Raw genomic sequence first — 18,692 nt, 5'->3', positions numbered from 1 at the left:
AGGCCCCCTTTCATGAAAACTCAGTTGCTCGAATTCATCAGCCTCATTGGCGCCGGCTGCATGCGTGAGGCAGACATCGAGCGTATCGCCGACGAGGCCGCCCAGGCCTACGCCGACCCTGCCGCCTTCCTGGCCGCCAACCCCGACATCAACTACGACGACACTTTCCCGATTCCCTTGGGCGAATGGGTGGTGCTGGGCAGCCTGCCGGATACCGTGGTGTTCCAGGCCGACAGCTATCAGGAGCTGTTTCAGCAGATCAGTGATTCGTTCGACAACAGCGTGCCGTTTACCCTCAAGCCCAAGCAACTGGCCCGTACCGAGCCACTGACCGCGCTCAACCGCATCCAGGTGCAGATGGGCGCGCTGAACAAGGAGGCGGGTGGTTATGTGCTGCTCAACTTCAGCCAGTTGCTCGATGACGAGCTGCAGATGGTCATGGTGGGGCAGCAGGACCTGGCACGGGTAATGGAGCTGGGTGCAGCGCTGGGCATCAAGGTCGAGCCGGCGCTGGAGGCTTTGAAAGTCGCCGTCCACATCTGATACCAGTGATTGCTTGTTAGCGGGCATGCCCGCTCCCTCAGGTACTCCAGCGCATCAGGCCCTGTGATAACCCTGTGGGAGCGGGCGAGCCCGCGAAGAGGCCGGCTCACGAAACATCAATCTTCAGCCCAGCGCAGTGTCGAGAAACATCATCACCGCAAACCCGCCCATCAACCCCAGGGTCGCCGCTGTCTGGTGCCCGTTGCGGTGGGTTTCGGGGATCACCTCGTGGCTGACCACAAAGATCATCGCCCCTGCCGCCAGCCCCATGCTGATCGGGTAGGCGAGGGCAAAGCCGGTAGAAATCCCCAGCCCGATCACCGCCCCTAGCGGCTCCATCAGGCCCGACCCTATCGCCACCAACGCGGCCTTCAGGTTGGAAAGCCCGGTGGCGCGCAAGGCCAGTGCCACGGCCAGCCCCTCGGGGATGTCCTGGATGGCTATGGCACTGGTCAGCGGCAGGCCGATGTTCATGTCGCCATTGGCAAAGCTCACGCCAATCGCCATGCCTTCAGGCAGGTTGTGCAGGGTAATCGCCAGCACAAACAGCCACACCCGGCTGATGCGCTCGGCTTCGGGCCCGCACGGGCCGGTGCTTTCGTGTTCATGCGGGGTGAAGCGGTCCAGGCCCAGCATCAGCAGCACACCCAGGCCCATGCCGAGCACCACGGTAAACGCCGCGGCCGGGCCATTGCCCGTGATCTCGCGGGCAGCCTCCAGGCCTGGCAGAATCAGCGAAAACGAACTGGCTGCCAGCATCATGCCGGCAGCAAAGCCCAGCATCACATCCTGGGTGCGCGCGTTGACATCGCGCAGCACCACCGCCAGCACGGCGCCCAGTGCGGTGGCGCCAAAGCCCGACAATCCGCCCAGCATGGCCAGGTGCAGGTTGTCGGCATGGTCGCCGTTCACCGCGTTCCAGAGGCTGGCGGCCAGCAGCACGCCCACCGCCAGCAGGCTCAGCCCCAGGCCGGCACTGAGCCAGGGGGTATCGATGGCTTGCTGGCGCCAGGCCTGCAGCAGTGAAGGTGGGGCGGCGCTTTGGCTGTGGGTAGGTGGCATACGAACCTCGAATCAGTGAATGCAGTCAGTCTATCGAGGGACCTGCGACATCCGCCAAGGATTCCCTTCTATTGGCGCGATAGCTGACTATGCTGTGCAGCAAAGCCTCTGGACAGGAATTCAGACATGGGATCAACCTTCAACAGCCTGGTCGGGCTGATCATTCTGGCGCTGGATATCTGGGCCATTCTCAACGTGATCAAGAGTGGTAGCGAGGTGGGCATCAAGGTGTTGTGGATCTTGTTGATCGCCTTGCTGCCGGTGGTGGGGCTGGTGATCTGGGCAATTGCCGGGCCGCGGGGGAATGTGCGGCTCTAGGCGCGGTACTGACATAGCCAGTAATGGGGCCGTGACAAAATTTTCACATTGGTTTAAACAGAATCCGCACCCGCATAATGCTGCGTTGGCCTGGCGCCATCGCCTCTTCGCAAACCGCAATCCTAGGACCTTCCCATTCATGGCTACCTCCGACGCCTTGAAGCAACAGGGCGCGCGAACGTCATTTTCGCCGACCCTGAAATCCCACCTGGCCTACACGCTGCTCAGTGGCCTGGTGATCATGCTGATGCTCAGCCTGGTGCGCCTGGCGCTGCTGGCCTACAACAACGACATGGTCGGCGATACCCCTTATTCGACGGTCGCCGAAGGCTTCTTCAACGGCTTGCGCTTCGACCTGCGGGTGGTGGTGTACATCAGCATCCCCCTGCTGCTGGCCATGCTCAGCCCCTGGGCCATGGCCCGGCGTGGCGTGTTCCGTTTCTGGCTGACCCTCGCTTCGAGCGTGGTGATGTTCCTCGGCCTGATGGAAATGGACTTCTACCGCGAGTTCCACCAGCGCCTCAACGGCCTGGTGTTCCAGTACATCAAGGAAGACCCGAAAACCGTCATGAGCATGCTCTGGTACGGTTTCCCGGTGGTCCGCTACCTGCTGGCCTGGGCCTTCGGTACCTGGCTGCTGAGCCTGCTGTTCAAAGGTATCGATCGCGCCACCCGCGCCGAAGGCCTGCACCGCGTTGCCCCGTGGTACAAGCGCCTGGCGGTATTCATGGTGATCCTGCTGGTGGCCGTGGCCGCTGCCCGTGGCACCCTGCGCCAGGGCCCGCCGATGCGCTGGGGTGATGCCTTTACCACTGACTCCAACTTCGTCAACCAGCTGGGCCTGAACGGCACCCTGACCCTGATCGACGCCGCCAAGAGCCGCTTTGGCGAGGACCGTGCCAACATCTGGAAGCCAGTCCTGGAGCAGGACGTGGCCACGCAAAGTGTGCGTGAGCAACTGCTGACCGCCCACGACACGCTGGTCGACGCCGACGAAGCCGCTATCCGCCGCGACTTTGTGCCGCCGGCTGACCGTACCCTGCCGATCAAGAACGTGGTGGTGATCCTGATGGAAAGCTTCGCCGGCCACTCGGTAGGTGCGCTGGGCAGCCCCAACAACATCACCCCGTACTTCGACAAGCTGGCCAAAGAAGGCCTGCTGTTCGACCGCTTCTTCTCCAACGGCACCCATACCCACCAGGGCATGTTCGCCACCATGGCCTGCTTCCCCAACCTGCCAGGTTTCGAATACCTGATGCAGACCCCGGAAGGCGGCCATAAGCTGTCGGGCCTGCCGGCCCTGCTCGGCGCCCGTGACTACGACGACGTGTACGTCTACAACGGCGACTTTGCCTGGGACAACCAGTCCGGGTTCTTCGGCAACCAGGGGATGACCACCTTCATCGGCCGTAATGACTTCGTCAACCCGGTGTTCTCCGACCCGACCTGGGGTGTGTCCGACCAGGACATGTTCGACCGGGGCAACGAAGAGCTGGCCAGGCACGATGGCAAGAAGCCGATCTACGCGCTGCTGCAGACGCTGTCCAACCACACGCCGTATGCCCTGCCGAAGGACTTGCCGGTAGAGAAGGTTACCGGCCAGGGCCGTCTGGACGAGCACCTGACCGCCATGCGTTATTCGGACTGGGCGCTGGGCCAGTTCTTCGAGAAGGCGCGTAAGGAGCCTTACTTCAAGGACACCCTGTTCGTCATCGTCGGTGACCATGGCTTTGGCAACCACCAGCAGGTTACCGAGCTGGACCTGGGCCGCTTCAACGTGCCGCTGCTGCTGATTGCCCCGGGCATTCAGGAGAAGTTCGGTGCGGTGAACCACACCGTGGGTACCCAGGTCGACATCGTGCCGACCATCATGGGCCGCCTGGGTGGCAAGGCTCGCCACCAGTGCTGGGGGCGCGACCTGCTCAACCTGCCCGAGGGTGACCAGGGCGTGGGCATGATCAAACCGTCGGGCAGCGAGCAGATTGTCGGGCTGGTGCAGGGTGACCGTATCCTGATCGAGTCCAAGGACATGAGCCCGCGGATGTACCGCTACCAGTTGGGCAGCGAGTTCAAGGCCGAACTGATCGAAAGCCCGGACCAGCCGGAAATGCTCAAGAAGCTGGAAGCGTATATCCAGACGGCGACCAAGAGCCTGCTGGATAACACCGCTGGCGTGGTGCACGGCACACCGAAGTAAACCGGGGCCGCGTTGCGGCCCATTCGCGGGCTTGCCCGCTCCCACAGGCATGCACAGGGTGTGAACCTTGTGCTGGCCCTGTGGGAGCGGGCAAGCCCGCGAATGGGCCCCGCACAATTTTCCCAGACTGAACATTATCCCCGCCCCAAGGTCAGTTATTCAGGCATCACACACCTGGTGTTCGTTGACTGAGAGGGTCCGTTCAATGAAAGAGTGGGAAGTCATTTTTGCCGACCAGAAGGGCGAACCGTCCGCATTGCTGTTGCATGCCGAGCATTGCCCCAGCGAGGAAGACGCTGCGCGGGCCATCCGCTCACACCTGTTTCCGGTGATGGACGAGCTGGACCTCAACGACTTCCAGGACCGTATCATCTCCCCGACCGCACGCTGGCTCAAAGAGCATAGTGGTGTGACCATCACCAGCATTCACGAAGTACCCTGAACCACACGTTTGCGTGGTGCCCTGGCAGGCGCTACGCTGGTGGAGGGCCTACCTGTTCTGTGGGTTGGCGCCGCCTCAATAATTCGCGTCTTGCATCAGCTCGAACTGCCCGGCCGTTGCCGGCAGGTGCGTAGTGCACGGAAAGTCTATCCATTGCTTTATTCAGGAGGACGATTCATGAGCAGCCAGAACGACGATATCAGCAGCAACGTCCTGCGCCAGATGAAGGCAGGCGGTTTCGACTTCACCCAGATCCACCCCATCGAGTTCTATGCCGTATTCCCGGACGAAGCAGGGGCCCGTCGTGCAGCCGGGCAGTTTCGCGGGGAATCGCTCAATGCCCAGGTGAAGGAGCTGGGCGACGGTGCCTGGCACCTGGAACTGAGCAAGGTCATGTACGCCACCCATGGCGGGATTGGCGACTTTGAAGAGGCCTTCGAGCAGTTGGTGACACCGTATGGGGGTGAGGTGGAAGGGTGGGGCGTCAAGCACGAACGGCTCACGGCCTGACAGTTTTGTGTTGGCCCTTTCGCGGGTTAACCCGCGCCTACACATTGATGGATGGTGGACGCCACCTGCCGTTGTAGGAGCGGGTTCACCCGCGAATACGGTGGCGGCGGCAACGATGAACGGCCAGGGATATTGGCCAGCAGGCCCGGCCCTTTCGCGGGTGAACCCGCTCCTACGACGGTCTGTGTCCGACCCCAGGTGTGTGTCCAACCCCCGGTGTGTGTCCATCACCGTGTAGGAGCGGGTTTACCCGCGAAGAGGTCCTCAAGGCTTACGCGTTGCCATGTGCCCCAAATAGGCCAACAGCGCATCCAGTTCCTGTTCACTCAACACACTTTCGGCAAACCCCGGCATCTTCGCCTGCGGCCACTGCCGCAGGCTTTGCGGGTCGCGTATCAACTTGCGTAAATAAACCGGCTGAAAATACTCGGTCGGGTTATACGGCACATTCAAGTCCGGCCCGACCTGGCCATCCCCCGCACCGTTCAACCGATGGCACACCAGGCAGTTCTGCTGGAACAGGGCAAAGCCCTGACGCACCGGGCTGTCGGCCGGCAGCTTCGGGTCGGGCAGCAGCGCAGGAAACCGCTGGTCCACCGGGGCCAGCTTGCGAAGGGTGGCAATTTGGAATGGCCACTGTTCAGGGCGGATGCCGCTGGCCTGCGGCGCAGTCCACACCAGGTAGAACGGCCCGGCACTTGGCTTGCCTTGACCCAGTGGCGGCCACGGCTTGCCTGGGTCTTCCACGGCCAGCCAGGCCCGTGCTGGCCCTGGCTGCAGCAATGCCGCAGCGGGCATTTCGGCGGCAAAGCCATCCAGCGCCACGGCCTGCAGGTGATCGCGGGCGTTCACACCTTCCAGCAGCGTGGCCAGCGGCACTGCCCGATAGTGCATGGGGCGTTTGTAGGATACGTCCTGCTCGATACTGATGTCCTGGGCCTCAGGGTGGCCAAGCAGTTCGGCGCTGCTCCACTGGCGCGATGTCGCGCCCAGTTCAAGGTGCAGTTGCGCCGCCGACAATGGCAGGCTCAGGAGCAACGCTAGCAGGGCAAGGCAGTGGCGCATAGGCAATCTCCGACCATCAAGGCCAGCAGGTTACCTGTGCGTTGCCCGTTGGCGCCACCGCTGCCGTCAGCCAAACAAACGTGTCAGGTTCGGCAAGATCAATAGCAACGTGGTGGCAAATAAAATGAGCCCGGCTTGGCGAATTTTCGATTGTCTGAACATGGCGGACCGCCTTCTTGTTGTTATTCCTGAATACCCGTTGGCTTCCTTGTCGTCGCGCTTCGGGTCGATCGCAGTGGCGTTGCATGGCGCCGGACTGCTTGCCTCTTGAAAGTGGATATACCTTCAACAGTAGGGTGTGCGTTATCCATATTTGAGAACCCTTTGTTCTAACCGTGCACTAAAACCATTCCTCTGGCTATGAGGCCAAGTGCTATCTAGCTGGCACGCTCTATCTAGACAGTGGCGCAACTACCCGGCACGCGCCGACGAAATGTGACCGTTCGTCAGTGCAGCCTACTTGCTTGTACGTGCCTTTCGCGGCAGTCTCTACAGCAGATTCCCACCCATGTCGTTCAGGACTACCCCTATGTCGTTACGCATCTGCATCCTTGAAACCGATGTCCTGCGACCGGAGTTGACGGCGCAATATCAGGGCTACGGCAGGATGTTCGAGCAGCTCTTCTCGCGTCAGCCGATTGCCGCCGAATTTTGTGTGTACAACGTGATGCACGGCGACTATCCCGCCGACAGTGAAAAGTTCGATGCCTACCTTGTGACGGGCAGCAAGGCCGATTCGTTCGGTACCGACCCGTGGATCCAGACGCTAAAGGCCTACCTGCTCAAGCTGTACGAGCGCGGTGAAAAGCTGCTGGGCGTGTGTTTTGGCCACCAGTTGCTGGCCTTGACCCTGGGTGGCAAGGCCGAGCGGGCTGAGCAAGGCTGGGGCGTGGGTATTCATCGCTACTCGTTGGCGGCGCATGCGCCGTGGATGGACCCGGAGGTGTCGGAGCTGACCTTGCTGATCAGTCACCAGGACCAGGTGACCGAACTGCCGGAAGGCGCTACGGTGATCGCCTCCAGCGATTTCTGCCCGAATGCGGCGTACCACATTCGCGACCAGGTGCTGTGCTTCCAGGGCCACCCGGAATTCGTGCATGACTACTCCCGCGCACTGCTCGATGCGCGCCAGGAATACCTGGGTGACGAGGTGTACCACAAGGCCGTCGCCAGCCTGGCCACCGAGCACCAGGGTGATTTGGTAGGGGAGTGGATGTTGCGCTTTATCCAGCAGCCGTCAAAGGCCGGCGACAGCGCCGCGTAATCGGTGGCAACCCTTCGCGGGCACGCCCGCTCCCACAGGTGATGCACAATTTCCAGCATTGTGTGCGACCTGTGGGAGCGGGCGCGCCCGCGAAGAGGCCATCAAAGCCAACCCGATTTCTTGAAGCTGGCATACAACCCGGCACACCCCGTCACAATCACCCCCAGTACCGCGAAGTAACCGTAGTGCCAGCTCAGCTCCGGCATGTTCTGGAAGTTCATCCCGTAAACCCCGGCAATCGCCGTAGGGAATGCCAGAATCGCCGCCCAGGCCGCGAATTTGCGCTGCACGATGCTTTGCCGTGACGACTCCAGCAGCATGCCGATCTCGATCGTCTGGCTGGCAATGTCGCGTATACCGGCCAAGTCCTCCATCTGCCGCGTCACGTGAATCTGCACATCACGAAAGTACGGGCGCATGTTCTTGTCGATGAACGGGAAGCTCAGGCGCTGCAGTTCTTCGCTCACTTCAACCAGGGGTGCCACGTAGCGGCGCAGGCGCAGGATGTCTCGGCGCAGGCTGTGCAGGCGGCGGATGTCGTCTTCCCGCAGCGAGCCGCCCAGTACGCTTTCCTCCAGCGCTTCGATCTCGCCATGAATGGCCTCGCTGACCGGTTGGTAGTTCTCGGTGACGAAGTCGAGCAGGGCGTACAGCACGAAGTCTTCGCCATGTTCCAGCAGCAGGGGCCGAGCCTCGCAGCGCTGGCGGACCATGGCGTAGGATTTGGAGTGGCCGTTGCGGCAGGTGATGATGTAGCCGTTGCCCGCGAAGATATGGGTTTCGATGAATTCCAGCTTGCCTTCGTGGCGCACTGGCGAATAGGTGACGATGAACAACGCGTCACCGAAGGTTTCCAGCTTGGGCCGGCTGTGTTTTTCCAGGGCATCTTCGATGGCCAGTTCGTGCAGGTTGAACTGCGACTGCAGGTTGGCCAGCTCTTCGGCATTGGGCTCTTCCAGGCCGATCCACACGAAATGCCCCGGCTTGCGCGCCCACTCGCTGCCTTCGTCGATGCTGATGTTGGTGACCTTTCTGCCGGCGCTGTACACCGCCGATGCCACGACTCGACCCATGGTTGTCCGCTTATTCGTTTGAACACGGATACAGCTTGGGCTGTACCCGGCTCCAGAGCAACCCCGGATCAGGCCAGTTCTTTTTCCATGCGGTCAATGCACTGCTGCATTTGCCCACGGCATTGCTCGATCAGCGCTGGCAGGTCCTGCAGCGTCATGCCCGTCGTGGCAATGGGCGGCAGCGAGCGCACGATTACCGTGCGCTGGCGCCAGCTGTTCAGGCTCAGGCGCCTGGCATAGCGGCTGACGCAGACCGGCACGATCGGCACACCGGCCTCGATGGCCATTTGAAATGCGCCTTTCTTGAAGGCCAGCAGATGCTCGCCGGGATTGCGGGTGCCTTCGGGGAAAATCCAGATCGAGGTGTCGTCCTGCAGAACCCGGGTGGTCTTCTGTATGGCCCTGCGCGCCTGATAGGCATTCTTGCGGTCGACCAGCACGTTGCCGCCCAGCCAGAACAGTTGGCCGAACAGCGGGATCCAGCCCAGGCTCTTCTTGCCGATGGCGACGGTGCGCTGCGGCACCACTTGGCCCAGCACGAACAGATCGAAGTTGGACTGGTGGTTGGCCACGATCACGCAGCCGGGCGGGTGGTCCCACAATGGGCCGACTTCGGCCTTGACCTTGATGCGCATCAGCCAGGTGGCCGGCAAGCTGTAGAGCCGGGCGAAAACGCGGCTGTTGTCAGGGTTGAAGGGGCGGCACAGGCCAATGAGCAGGCCCACGGTGCCAACGGCAAGAAAATGCAGCCCCAGCAGGAACATACGCAATGAATAAAGCATGGTACGACTCACACCAGACGGTCGCGGTGCAGTGTACGGGTGTGCACTGGCTGGGGCAAACCTTGGTGCAGGCCTGTTCCGGCCCTTTCGCGGGCAAGCCCGCGAAAAGGGCCCGTGCGGCTAGCCCATATGCTGCTGATCCAGTTCGATCGCCTTGTCCAGCGCCTCCAGCAGCCCTTTGCGCACTTTCAGCTTGGTGTTCTTATGCGCCAGCATGTTCAGCTTCTTCAGCTCCCGCGCTGCGGTCATTGCCGCTTCCTGCAACTGCTCGGCCGGCACCACCTTGTCGAGGAAGCCGGCATCCACCGCACCCTGCGGGTCAAACACTTCGGCATTGATCACCGAGCGGTGGAAGGCCGAGCGGCGCAGGCGGTCGCGGGCCAGTTCAATGCCGGCGTGGTGCATGGTCATGCCGATCTGCACTTCGTTCAGGCATACCTTGTACGGCCCTTCGACGCCAATGCGGTAGTCGGCCGACAGCAGCAGGAAGGCGCCCTTGGCCACGGCATTGCCGGGGCAGGCGACCACCACCGGGAACGGGTGCGACAGCAGCCGGCGGGCGAGGGTGGAACCGGCGGTGACCAGGCTGATGGCCTCTTGGGGGCCGCGGGTCATCACCTTGAGGTCGTAACCGCCTGACAGAATGCCCGGTTGCCCGGTGATGATCACTACTGCACGCTCCTCGGTAGCGCGGTCCAGCGCTGCATTGAAGGCAGTGATGACGTCCGGCGAGATGGCATTGACCTTGCCGTTGTTCAGGGTAAGGGTGGCGATGCCGTCTTCGGCGTGGTAGGTAATCAGCTCGCTCATGGCAGAGTCCTTTTGTTGGCGTGGCGACGACGTTACCCAGCGCCAAGGGCGAGGTAAAGCAGCAAGGCTGACTGGTCGGTCAGTGCTCATGGCAGCCCAAGTGCAAATACATGAAAAAATTGAAAAAAATGCTTGCCAAAGGGAAAGTCTTTCACTAAATTAGCGCACCACGACAGGCTGCAAGGCTTGAAGAGAAACGGTGAAGTGTCCGAGTGGTCGAAGGAGCACGCCTGGAAAGTGTGTATACGAGAAATCGTATCAAGGGTTCAAATCCCTTCTTCACCGCCACATTCTACAAAAAGCCCCCGCGCTGAAAAGCACGGGGGCTTTTTGTTTTCAGGGCCATTGGGGGCTGCTGTGCAGCCCATCGCGACACAAGCGGGCTTGCCCGCGAAGCCAACACCGTGGTGGATGGCACGGGCTTCGCCCGTGTTCGCGGGCAAGCCCGCTCCCACAGGGATCGCGCCAGCTTTTAGAAATTGAGCAAGACAGTTGATCCCACAGGCAATCGGGGTACTCCTGGACTGTCCCCAAGAAGTTGGACACCAATCCAACCCTTGGGAGCAGTCCACACCTGTGGGAGCGGCCTTGTGTCGCGAAAGGGCCGCAGAGCGGCCCCGGCAATCTAGAAGCTGATCGAAGCCGAAAGCCGAGCGGTACGCGGTGCCCCCTGGAACAGGTAGTTATCCCCCAGGTAATCCCCCACATCGCGCCAGTAACGCTTGTCCAGCACGTTATCCACCGTCAGCCGCAGCACCGTGTCATACCCGGCAATACGGGTCCTGTAGCGGCTGCCAAGGTCGAACACGGTATACCCGCCAACCTCAACATTGCCCGCCTGGCTCGCATGCTTGCTGGCGCTATACCGCGCACCGCCCAGCAGCGCCAGCCCCGGAACCGGCAGGGTATATTCCGCATGCAGCGCCGCCCGGAATTTAGGCACGTTGATCGCCTGGTGCCCTTCATAGGCTTCGGTACCGCTGTTCTGCACCCGCGCCCGAATGGCTGCCGCACTGGCCTGTACCTGCAGGTTCGGGGTCACCCGGCCGCTGGCGCCCAGTTCCAGGCCGGTATTCTTCTGCTGCCCTTGCTGTACGTAGGTGAAGTTGCCGGTGCCGTCCGGGCGCGCGTACTGGTAAGCCTGGCGGATCTGGAACAGGGCGGCACTCAGGCTCAGGCCTTGCCAGTCGTGCTTGACGCCCAGTTCCAATTGGCGGGAGGTGGTGGGTGCAAGGATCTCAGCTGCATTGCTGGCGAACCAGGGGGCCGTGCCTCCGGCAGACAGGCCCTTGGCGTAGCTGGCGTATACCGTGGTGTTCGGCTGCGGTTTGTAGATAAGCGCAGCGTTGGGCAGTAGCTCGTATTGGCGGGTATGGCGCCCGGCTACGCCGTTCTCGTCCCAGGTCTTTTCATCCAGGCGCACTTCACGGGCGCCCAGCACGGTCTGCCATTGCTCGTTGAAGCTGATGCGGTCGCTGACGAACAAGCCGTACTGGCGGCTGTCGAGCCGGCGTTCGCTGGCGCCGACGGGTTTGTCGGACGGATCGAGGTCCGGGGCGCCGGTATGGATGTTGCCGGTACCAAGCCACTCGTTGTAGTACGGGCGCTGATCCAGTGTGCGTCGCTGCGCACTGGTACCCACGGTCAGCTCGTGCCCCACCCCCAGCGCATCGAAGTGCCCGTTGAGCATGGCCTGCGCCTCGTCTGTACGGCGGGTATCGTCGGGGCTGCGGAAGTCATAGATGTCGTAGTCGCCATTGCTGCCGAAAAACGCCCCCTCGCTCGAACCCCAGGCAAACGCGCTGTAGTCGTCGATCACCACTTTGCTGCGGGAGGCGCTCACGGTGCCGGTCCAGGTATCGTTGAAGCGGTATTCGAAGCGCCCACCCAGGTTCAGCGAGTCGTTCTGCACGGGCTTTGCCCAATGCTGGTAGGCCAGGCGGTCTTCCGGGTCGATGCCGTGGGGCACGTCAGTGCCTCCGAGCAGTTGGTAACCCGGCACCGACGCCTGTTCGCGATGCTGGTACTCGGCATCCAGCTGCAGGGTGGCATCCGGGTTGATCTGCCAGTCGAATGCCAGCGAGGCGAAGTCGCGCTTGCCGTCAGCGTGGTCGACGTAGGTGCGGATGTCTTCATGGGCCAGGTTGGCGCGCAGGCCGAACTGCTTTTCGCTGCCGAACCAGCCGCCAAGGTCGGTGGCCAGATAGCGTTCGCCCTGTTCGTTGGTCGATACCGTGAAGCTGCGTATGTCTTCGGCGCGCTTGGTCACATAGTTGATCAAGCCGCCCGGCTCCGACACGCCGGCTTGCAGCCCGGACAGGCCCTTGAGCAATTCCACCTGCTGCTTGTTTTCCAGGGCTACGTTCTGCTCTCCGGCAATGGTCTGGCCATTGATGCGGTAGCTACTGGCGGCGTTCAGCTCGAAGCCGCGCACATTGAAGTTTTCGTAGTAGCCGATGGGTGCATAGCTTTCGCCGACCGAGGCATCGCTTTGCAACACTTCGCTAAGCTTGCGTACCTGGCGGTCTTCCAGCAACTGCTGGCTGAACACGCTGACAGAGGCGGGGGTGTCGAGCAGGGGCGCGGGCTGGAAGCCGCCCACAGCGGCCTGGCGTGCCTGGTAGCCATCATTGGCGTAGGTGTCGGAGACCTGCAACGGGGCCAGCATCACGCTGTCTTCGGCAAACACAGAGGGGCACTGCAGGGCCAGGCCCAGGCTGAGCAGGCTCAGGGGCAGGCGGGGGTGATGCGGGGGCATGCGGTGGGGCTCCTGGATGCGCGATACCTGTGCCGGCCCTTTCGCGGGTAAACCCGCTCCTACACCGGGTGGTGGTACATCGGTTTATGATGTACCGGTTGGTGATACACCAGGTGGTGACACCCGTGTAGGAGCGGGTTTACCCGCGAAGAGGCCGGCACAGGCCATGAAAAAGGCGGCATCTTACCAGCCGCCTTCCACATAAAACGATCCAGGCCCGGTGTATTCAGTCAGCCTGTCCTGATCGGCCGCTTGTGCTGCCGCCAGTTGTCATCGATCTTCGACCAGGTCTTGCCATCGGTAATGGCCATCAACTTGCGTCCATCCTTGAAGGTGGCCAGAAAGGTCGCTTCTTCTTCCTTGCCACCCAACCACAGCCCGGCCAGCAGCCCTACTGGCCCTGCCACCAGGGCGCCGGCCACGCCCCAGCCCAAGGCGCTGCCAAGGCTGCGGTTGGTTTCCAGGCTGGCCAGCCGCAAGTCGCTGATGCGTGCCAGGGAAATCCGCTCACCGGGTGAGGGGCTGCGCGCGGTCTTGAGTGTGAGCGATCCATTGCGATACTCGCCTTCACCTTGCAAGAAATCGCCGGACTGTACCGTGAGTCTTGTCATAAATTCATCCTGTCAGGGAAAGGGCATTCCAGCGCTTACTGAGCGCTGCCCCGGCAGGCAAGTCAACGGCATTGCGACGGAGGGTAGTGCGGTACTTTGTCGCCATGGCTGGCCTCTTCGCGGGCATGCTCGTACCCACAGGCGTATCACTGCCCTGAGGTTTGTGAGGCACCTGTGGGAGCGGGCGTGCCCGCGAAGAATCCAGCAAGCATTTTCAGGCCACCTGCAAGGTGTTCTTGCGCTTGCGTTCGGCCCATCCCCAGGCCAGCAACGCCAGCCCGCCAATCACCAGCCCCGCCACCACGATGCCCATCCAGCCCTGGCGCTGGAACAGCTGCGTGCCCAGCAACGACCCAAGCGCCCCGCCAATGAAGTAGCAGGTGATATAACCGGCATTCAGCCGCGTGCGTGCCTCGGGCCGCAGGGCGATCACTGCGTTCTGGTTGCTCACATGCACCAGTTGTACCGCCAGGTCGAGCATCAGCACGCCCAGCAGCAAGGCGAGCAGCGACTGTTCGGCAAATCCCAGCGGCACCCACGACAGCAGCAACACCACCAGGCCCACGGTGGTACCCAGCGCGCCCTTGCCACGGTCTGCCAGGCGCCCGGCCCAGTTGGCCGACAATGCACCCGCCGCACCGGCCAGGCCGAACAGGCCGATCACTGCATCCGAATAGTGGTAGGGGCCTTTCGCCAGCAGAAACGCCAGTGGGGTCCAGAACAGGGCGAACAGGCTGAATGCCAACAGACCGAGCAGCGAGCGCAGGCGCAGCACGGGCTCTTCGATGAACAGACGGAACACGGAGCCGATCAGCGCCGGGTATTTCAGCCCGGCGTGGCTGTGGTGCTGTGGCAGGCTGCGGTACAGCGCCACGGCGGTAACTGCCATCAGCACTGCGGCCAGCACGTAGATACTGCGCCAGCCACCCAGCTCGGCCATGAAGCCGGCAGCAGTACGCGCCAGCAGGATGCCCAGCAGCAGGCCGCTCATCAGTGTGCCGACCGCGCGCCCACGCTGATGCGGCTCGCTCAGGGTCGCTGCCATCGGCACGAGGATCTGTGCCACCACCGAGAACAGCCCGGTCAGCGCCGTGCCGAGCAGCAGCCAGGGCAGGCTGGGTGCACAGGCGCTGATGACCAGGCCCAGGGTGGAGACAACGGTCATCACGGTAATCAGCCGGCGCTGCTCGAACAGGTCGCCCAGCGGTGCCAGCAGCAACAGGCCGGCGCCATAGCTGAGCTGCGCGGCAATCACGATGCTGCCGGCGCTGGCGGTGCTCAAGCCAAACTGCTGGGCGATGCTGTGTAGCAGCGGTTGGGCGTAATAGTTGCTGGCCACGGCCAGGCCTGTGGCGGTAGCCATCAGCAGGATCAAGGCGCGGCTGAGAGTGGGGGTGTGCATGCAATTCTCGTGGGGGCAGTGGTGTGTAGTGATGATTATCAGCAAGTGTCAGGCATGACACCAATGTATAGTTTTCAGTTTATTCATCTTGAAAGCAGATAGATCGATGAACCTCAAGCAGCTCGAATATGCCCTTGCCGTGGCCGACACCGGCAGTTTTACCCGCGCGGCGGAGCGCTGCCATGTGGTGCAGTCGGCCCTTAGCCATCAGGTGGCGCGGCTGGAGGCGCAGCTGGGTGTGAGCCTGTTCGAGCGTAGTTCGCGACGGGTGCGCCTGACACCTGCGGGGGAAGCCTTTGTGCTCAGCGCGCGGCCCGCGGTGGAAGCGGCCCGGCGCATTGCCGATGACGTGGCGGCGGCCTGCGGCCAGGTGCGCGGGCGGCTGGCGATTGGTGAAATCAGCTCGCTCACCGCGCTGGATCTGGTCGACCTGTTGGCGGTGTTCCACGGTCGTTATCCGGATGTGGATGTGCGCTGGCTCACGGCCAAGAGCGAATTGCTGATCGCTGACGTACTCGAGCGGCGCCTGGACGTCGGCTTTATCGGGCTGTGGCAGGGCGAAGTAGTGCAGGGGGTGCAGCATCGGTTGCTGGCCAGGGAAGAACTGGTGGCGGTGTTGCCGTTGGGGCATCGCCTGGCGGGCAGGGCACAACTGGCGCTGGCTGACCTGGCAGGCGAAGTGTTGGTGGATTTCCCCGAAGGCACCGGGGCGCGACGACAGACTGACGAGGCGTTTCAGGCGGTGGGGTTGCAGCGCAGGGTGCAGTTCGAGATCGGGCATGTTCGTCTGGTAGAGAAATTCGTTCAGCGGGGCATGGCCGTCGGCCTGGTGCCCGAGCGGGTGGCTCAGGGCATCGAAGGGGTGGCCGTGGCGCGGTTGGTGGATGCGCCGGTGCGGCACTTGTATGCGGTGTGGTCGTCCAGCCCCACACCGGCTGCCCGGGCTTTTCTGGAGGTGATGGAACAGTGCCTGGGGGCAAAGAAAGGCTAAGCCTGTGCCGGCGCTGTCGCGGCACAGGCAAGCGTTCAATCAGGCTGCAAACCCACCATCCACCGTCAGGCTGGCCCCGGTGATATACCCGGCTTCAGGCCCTGCCAGGTAAGCCACGAAGCTGGCAATCTCCTCCGGCTCGCCATATCGCCCAATGGCCATCAGCGGAATCAGGCTCTCGGCAAACTCGCCACTGGCCGGGTTCATGTCGGTGTCCACCGGGCCGGGCTGCACGTTGTTCACGGTAATGCCCTGCGGCCCGAGGTCGCGTGCCATGCCGCGGGTCAGGCCAACCAGTGCCGACTTGCTCATGGCGTACGGTGCACCACCGGCAAACGGCATGCGCTCGGCGTTGGTGCTGCCAATGTTGATGATACGACCGCCCTGGCCCATATAGCGTGCCGCGGCCTGGCTGGCGACGAACACGCTGCGTACGTTCACGGCCAGCATATGATCGAAGTCGGCCAGGTCGAACTCTGTCACCGGCGCCACTGCCAGCACACCGGCGTTGTTGACCAGGATATCCAGCCGGCCCAAGGCCTTCACGGTGTCATCAACCGCCAGCTGCACGGCCGCGGCATCAGCGCTGTCAGCCCGCAGGGCCAAGGCTTTGCCACCGTTCTCGGTAATTTCCCGAGCCAGTTCTTCAGCCGGGCCGGCAGAGCTGACATAGGTGAAGGCCACTTGCGCGCCTTCGCGGGCCAGGCGCCTTACGATAGCTGCGCCAATGCCTCGGGAACCGCCCTGAACAAGGGCCACTTTACCTTCGAGTGTAAGTTGCTTGGACATGCTGTTCTCCTGCTGGAAGCCAGGCCGAAATGCCTTGGATGGGCACAGTATCGGCGCTCAATTGCCTACTGATAAGATGGTAATCACTATCAGCAGAGTAAACCTTTGGTTGCTAATCATGGCCATGGAATCATTCAGCGCGTTGGAATGCTTCATCCGCAGTGCCGAGGTCGGCAGTTTTGCCGAAGCCGCCAGGCGCCTGAGCCTTACCCCGGCTGCCGTGGGCAAGCACGTTGCGCAGCTGGAAGCGCGCCTGGGTGTGCGGTTGTTCCAGCGTAGTACCCGCAAGCTGACCTTGACCGAAGCGGGGCAGCGTTTTCTCGGCGAGGTCAGTGACAGCTTTCGCACCATTCAGTACGCCGTGGCCAACCTGGCCAGTGCAGAAGGCCAGCCGGCCGGGTCGTTACGGGTGAGCATGGGCACGGTGTTCGGGCGTTTGTATGTGCTGCCGTTGCTGGGGGAATTCTTGCGCCGATACCCGGCGATTACCCCGGATTGGCATTTCGACAACCGCCAGGTCGACCTGATCGGCCAGGGCTTCGATGCAGCGATTGGCGGTGGTTTCGAACTGCCGCCAGGGGTGGTGGCGCGCAAGCTGACCCCGGCGCACCGGGTGTTGGTGGCGGCGCCGGCCTATCTGCAGCGGCACGCGCCGATAGAAGACCCGCAGGTGCTGCAACGCCATGACGGCATCCTGGTGCGGTCACCGCAGACCGGGCGGGTGCGCTCGTGGCCGTTGACCAGCCGTTGGCAGGCGCAACAGCCGCTGCAATTGCGCCAGGCGATGACCATGAGCGATTCGGACGCGGCGTGCGCGGTGGCCGAGCAGGGGCTGGGCATTGCCCTGGTGAGCCTGCCGTTTGCCGTGCCCTACTTGCTGGCCGGGCGGCTGCTGCGGGTGTTGCCGGACTGGTATGTGGACGATGGGCATATCAGCCTGTATTTCGCCGAGCACAAGCTGTTGCCGGGCAAGACCCGGGCGTTCATCGATTTTGTGGTGGAGCAGTTTGCCGAGCAGGGGCTGGTGGGGCGGTTCGATGCCCTGCAGGCCCTTTAGAGAATTATTGCCTGTGCCGGACTTTTCGCGGGCCCGCCCGCACCCACAGGGATATCACAGCCCTGAAGACAGTGGGGTCCTTGTGGGAGCGGGCGTGCCCGCGAAGAGGCCGGTTCAGACAACATCGACAATGAACGATACCTGCGCCCCCAGGCTCACCTCGTCATCCACCCGCTTGCCCAGCAACAGCTGCCCCAGCGGCGAACGCGGGGTAATCACCGTCACCAGCCCGTCACCCTCGCCAATCTTCAACCCCGCTGCCTCAGGCCCGAGAAACAGCCGGCGCTGCCCGCCATCTTCATTTTCCAGGGTCACCAGGTTGCTTACCTGCACACCGCGCGCCGGGTCGTAATCACGCAGCAGCAACTGCTGGTAGATCACCAGCGCCTGGCGGATCTCGGCACTGCGGCGCGCCTGGCCGGTGGCCAGGTACGAGGCCTCCAGGCCAAGCGTGTCGTACTTGTTCTCGGCGATGTTCTCTTCGGCGGTGGCGGCCTCGTAGGCGGTTTGCGCCGCGCGGGTCAGCACGTCCAGGTCATGCTCGAGGGTGGCGACAATCAGCGCCAGCAGGTGGGGCTTGTCCATGGTCAGTAACAGAACTCCAGCACGTTGGCCTGGCTTTTTTCGGTGGGCGCGGTACGGTTTTGCTGCAGCCAGAACTGGCACTTGGGGCTGTTGAGGTTGCGCGGGTTGCCTTGGGCGGCATCGGCGGCCTGTTGCAGCTCCTGTTTGTGCAGGATGTCCTTGTAGCGTTCGAACATCTCGGCCTGGGCATCCTGGGCAGTGGCCGGTGCAGGCGTTGCAACGGGGCGGTCTGCATGCGGGGCTACAACCTGGGCCAGAGGTTGCACCTGCTGTGGCCACAACTGCTGGGCCAGCCACAGGCTCGCGGCAATGGCCATGGCGCCTAGCCACAGGCCCAAGGCAACGCACATGATCAACGGCAACGGCTTGAGGGTGATCTTCAATTCACGGTGGCGCGGCATGGCAGCCTCCTGGCAGCGTGGTAGGGGGGCAT

19 protein-coding genes and 1 tRNA gene are annotated in these 18,692 nt (G+C 62.6%); 9 read left to right on the top strand and 11 right to left on the bottom strand.

Annotation, left to right across the window (positions count from 1 at the left end):
• Positions 1–12: 12 nt before the first annotated feature.
• Positions 13–543, top strand: a complete 531-nt coding sequence (locus PRJ_RS20265; protein ID WP_104962308.1) for a hypothetical protein — start codon at positions 13–15, stop codon at positions 541–543.
• A 123-nt stretch (positions 544–666) separates the two neighbouring features.
• On the opposite strand, the gene PRJ_RS20260 is transcribed toward PRJ_RS20265, so the two are convergent.
• Complete coding sequence (locus PRJ_RS20260; protein ID WP_162497228.1) at positions 667–1,605, bottom strand: ZIP family metal transporter; 939 nt, start codon at positions 1,603–1,605, stop codon at positions 667–669.
• A 126-nt stretch (positions 1,606–1,731) separates the two neighbouring features.
• Between PRJ_RS20260 and PRJ_RS20255 the strand changes: the two genes are divergently transcribed.
• The 4 genes from PRJ_RS20255 to PRJ_RS20240 all read left to right on the top strand — a co-directional run bounded on the left by PRJ_RS20255 (position 1,732) and on the right by PRJ_RS20240 (position 5,072).
• Positions 1,732–1,923, top strand: a complete 192-nt coding sequence (locus tag PRJ_RS20255; protein ID WP_003252818.1) for a PLDc N-terminal domain-containing protein — start codon at positions 1,732–1,734, stop codon at positions 1,921–1,923.
• A gap of 139 nt (positions 1,924–2,062) precedes the next feature.
• Complete coding sequence (locus PRJ_RS20250; RefSeq protein ID WP_104962307.1) at positions 2,063–4,120, top strand: LTA synthase family protein; 2,058 nt, start codon at positions 2,063–2,065, stop codon at positions 4,118–4,120.
• Positions 4,121–4,325: 205 nt separating this feature from the next.
• Positions 4,326–4,562 carry a hypothetical protein gene (locus tag PRJ_RS20245; protein WP_020192211.1) on the top strand — a complete coding sequence of 79 codons (237 nt, stop codon included), beginning with the start codon at positions 4,326–4,328 and terminating at the stop codon, positions 4,560–4,562.
• Between the two features lie 177 nt (positions 4,563–4,739).
• Complete coding sequence (locus PRJ_RS20240; RefSeq protein ID WP_003252824.1) at positions 4,740–5,072, top strand: ribonuclease E inhibitor RraB; 333 nt, start codon at positions 4,740–4,742, stop codon at positions 5,070–5,072.
• A gap of 264 nt (positions 5,073–5,336) precedes the next feature.
• Here the strand turns inward: PRJ_RS20240 and PRJ_RS20235 are convergent, their stop codons facing one another.
• Positions 5,337–6,137, bottom strand: a complete 801-nt coding sequence (locus tag PRJ_RS20235) for a cytochrome c (protein WP_104962306.1) — start codon at positions 6,135–6,137, stop codon at positions 5,337–5,339.
• 529 nt (positions 6,138–6,666) lie between these two features.
• Here PRJ_RS20235 and PRJ_RS20230 point away from each other — a divergent pair.
• Positions 6,667–7,401: an amidotransferase gene (locus tag PRJ_RS20230; RefSeq protein WP_010952873.1), complete on the top strand. Its 735-nt coding sequence runs from the start codon at positions 6,667–6,669 to the stop codon at positions 7,399–7,401.
• A 101-nt stretch (positions 7,402–7,502) separates the two neighbouring features.
• On the opposite strand, the gene PRJ_RS20225 is transcribed toward PRJ_RS20230, so the two are convergent.
• The 3 genes from PRJ_RS20225 to PRJ_RS20215 all read right to left on the bottom strand — a co-directional run bounded on the left by PRJ_RS20225 (position 7,503) and on the right by PRJ_RS20215 (position 10,066).
• Entirely contained in the window at positions 7,503–8,474 is a 972-nt protein-coding gene (locus PRJ_RS20225) for a magnesium and cobalt transport protein CorA (protein WP_003252830.1), read from the bottom strand.
• A gap of 68 nt (positions 8,475–8,542) precedes the next feature.
• Positions 8,543–9,256, bottom strand: a complete 714-nt coding sequence (locus PRJ_RS20220) for a 1-acyl-sn-glycerol-3-phosphate acyltransferase (protein ID WP_104962305.1) — start codon at positions 9,254–9,256, stop codon at positions 8,543–8,545.
• Between the two features lie 120 nt (positions 9,257–9,376).
• Complete coding sequence (locus PRJ_RS20215) at positions 9,377–10,066, bottom strand: crotonase/enoyl-CoA hydratase family protein (RefSeq protein WP_076403568.1); 690 nt, start codon at positions 10,064–10,066, stop codon at positions 9,377–9,379.
• A 198-nt stretch (positions 10,067–10,264) separates the two neighbouring features.
• On the opposite strand from PRJ_RS20215, the gene PRJ_RS20210 reads away from it, so the two are divergent.
• Positions 10,265–10,354: transfer RNA gene (locus PRJ_RS20210), tRNA-Ser, on the top strand.
• A gap of 337 nt (positions 10,355–10,691) precedes the next feature.
• Here PRJ_RS20210 and PRJ_RS20200 read toward each other — a convergent pair.
• The 3 genes from PRJ_RS20200 to PRJ_RS20190 all read right to left on the bottom strand — a co-directional run bounded on the left by PRJ_RS20200 (position 10,692) and on the right by PRJ_RS20190 (position 14,837).
• A complete protein-coding gene (locus PRJ_RS20200; RefSeq protein WP_104962304.1) occupies positions 10,692–12,824 on the bottom strand; it encodes a TonB-dependent siderophore receptor in 2,133 nt (710 codons plus the stop codon).
• A gap of 230 nt (positions 12,825–13,054) precedes the next feature.
• Positions 13,055–13,435 carry a hypothetical protein gene (locus PRJ_RS20195; RefSeq protein ID WP_012053335.1) on the bottom strand — a complete coding sequence of 127 codons (381 nt, stop codon included), beginning with the start codon at positions 13,433–13,435 and terminating at the stop codon, positions 13,055–13,057.
• A 214-nt stretch (positions 13,436–13,649) separates the two neighbouring features.
• Complete coding sequence (locus PRJ_RS20190) at positions 13,650–14,837, bottom strand: MFS transporter (protein ID WP_054889472.1); 1,188 nt, start codon at positions 14,835–14,837, stop codon at positions 13,650–13,652.
• Positions 14,838–14,943: 106 nt separating this feature from the next.
• On the opposite strand from PRJ_RS20190, the gene PRJ_RS20185 reads away from it, so the two are divergent.
• Positions 14,944–15,828: a LysR family transcriptional regulator gene (locus PRJ_RS20185; RefSeq protein WP_104962303.1), complete on the top strand. Its 885-nt coding sequence runs from the start codon at positions 14,944–14,946 to the stop codon at positions 15,826–15,828.
• Between the two features lie 39 nt (positions 15,829–15,867).
• Here the strand turns inward: PRJ_RS20185 and PRJ_RS20180 are convergent, their stop codons facing one another.
• Complete coding sequence (locus PRJ_RS20180) at positions 15,868–16,617, bottom strand: 3-oxoacyl-ACP reductase family protein (RefSeq protein ID WP_064490987.1); 750 nt, start codon at positions 16,615–16,617, stop codon at positions 15,868–15,870.
• 118 nt (positions 16,618–16,735) lie between these two features.
• Between PRJ_RS20180 and PRJ_RS20175 the strand changes: the two genes are divergently transcribed.
• The gene (locus PRJ_RS20175) at positions 16,736–17,674 is read left to right on the top strand and encodes a LysR family transcriptional regulator (RefSeq protein WP_104962302.1); all 939 of its coding nucleotides are present in this window, start codon (positions 16,736–16,738) and stop codon (positions 17,672–17,674) included.
• 114 nt (positions 17,675–17,788) lie between these two features.
• Here PRJ_RS20175 and PRJ_RS20170 read toward each other — a convergent pair whose 3' ends face one another.
• Together PRJ_RS20170 and PRJ_RS20165 are read right to left on the bottom strand one after the other, a co-directional pair.
• Entirely contained in the window at positions 17,789–18,259 is a 471-nt protein-coding gene (locus PRJ_RS20170; RefSeq protein ID WP_104962301.1) for a GreA/GreB family elongation factor, read from the bottom strand.
• Positions 18,260–18,261: 2 nt separating this feature from the next.
• Positions 18,262–18,660, bottom strand: a complete 399-nt coding sequence (locus tag PRJ_RS20165) for a hypothetical protein (protein ID WP_020193656.1) — start codon at positions 18,658–18,660, stop codon at positions 18,262–18,264.
• Positions 18,661–18,692: the final 32 nt, after the last annotated feature.

Origin of the sequence: Pseudomonas sp. XWY-1 (genome assembly GCF_002953115.1) — a bacterium.
In the GTDB taxonomy this organism is placed as follows: domain Bacteria; phylum Pseudomonadota; class Gammaproteobacteria; order Pseudomonadales; family Pseudomonadaceae; genus Aquipseudomonas; species Aquipseudomonas alloputida.
This window is presented reverse-complemented; position numbering and strand designations above follow the sequence as displayed.

Coding starts and splice junctions, on each gene's coding strand:
- PRJ_RS20265 (WP_104962308.1), top strand. CDS start 13: ATGAAAACTCAGTTGCTCGAATTCATCAGCCTCATTGGCGCCGGCTGC.
- PRJ_RS20260 (WP_162497228.1), bottom strand. CDS start 1,605: ATGCCACCTACCCACAGCCAAAGCGCCGCCCCACCTTCACTGCTGCAG.
- PRJ_RS20255 (WP_003252818.1), top strand. CDS start 1,732: ATGGGATCAACCTTCAACAGCCTGGTCGGGCTGATCATTCTGGCGCTG.
- PRJ_RS20250 (WP_104962307.1), top strand. CDS start 2,063: ATGGCTACCTCCGACGCCTTGAAGCAACAGGGCGCGCGAACGTCATTT.
- PRJ_RS20245 (WP_020192211.1), top strand. CDS start 4,326: ATGAAAGAGTGGGAAGTCATTTTTGCCGACCAGAAGGGCGAACCGTCC.
- PRJ_RS20240 (WP_003252824.1), top strand. CDS start 4,740: ATGAGCAGCCAGAACGACGATATCAGCAGCAACGTCCTGCGCCAGATG.
- PRJ_RS20235 (WP_104962306.1), bottom strand. CDS start 6,137: ATGCGCCACTGCCTTGCCCTGCTAGCGTTGCTCCTGAGCCTGCCATTG.
- PRJ_RS20230 (WP_010952873.1), top strand. CDS start 6,667: ATGTCGTTACGCATCTGCATCCTTGAAACCGATGTCCTGCGACCGGAG.
- PRJ_RS20225 (WP_003252830.1), bottom strand. CDS start 8,474: ATGGGTCGAGTCGTGGCATCGGCGGTGTACAGCGCCGGCAGAAAGGTC.
- PRJ_RS20220 (WP_104962305.1), bottom strand. CDS start 9,256: ATGCTTTATTCATTGCGTATGTTCCTGCTGGGGCTGCATTTTCTTGCC.
- PRJ_RS20215 (WP_076403568.1), bottom strand. CDS start 10,066: ATGAGCGAGCTGATTACCTACCACGCCGAAGACGGCATCGCCACCCTT.
- PRJ_RS20200 (WP_104962304.1), bottom strand. CDS start 12,824: ATGCCCCCGCATCACCCCCGCCTGCCCCTGAGCCTGCTCAGCCTGGGC.
- PRJ_RS20195 (WP_012053335.1), bottom strand. CDS start 13,435: ATGACAAGACTCACGGTACAGTCCGGCGATTTCTTGCAAGGTGAAGGC.
- PRJ_RS20190 (WP_054889472.1), bottom strand. CDS start 14,837: ATGCACACCCCCACTCTCAGCCGCGCCTTGATCCTGCTGATGGCTACC.
- PRJ_RS20185 (WP_104962303.1), top strand. CDS start 14,944: ATGAACCTCAAGCAGCTCGAATATGCCCTTGCCGTGGCCGACACCGGC.
- PRJ_RS20180 (WP_064490987.1), bottom strand. CDS start 16,617: ATGTCCAAGCAACTTACACTCGAAGGTAAAGTGGCCCTTGTTCAGGGC.
- PRJ_RS20175 (WP_104962302.1), top strand. CDS start 16,736: ATGGCCATGGAATCATTCAGCGCGTTGGAATGCTTCATCCGCAGTGCC.
- PRJ_RS20170 (WP_104962301.1), bottom strand. CDS start 18,259: ATGGACAAGCCCCACCTGCTGGCGCTGATTGTCGCCACCCTCGAGCAT.
- PRJ_RS20165 (WP_020193656.1), bottom strand. CDS start 18,660: ATGCCGCGCCACCGTGAATTGAAGATCACCCTCAAGCCGTTGCCGTTG.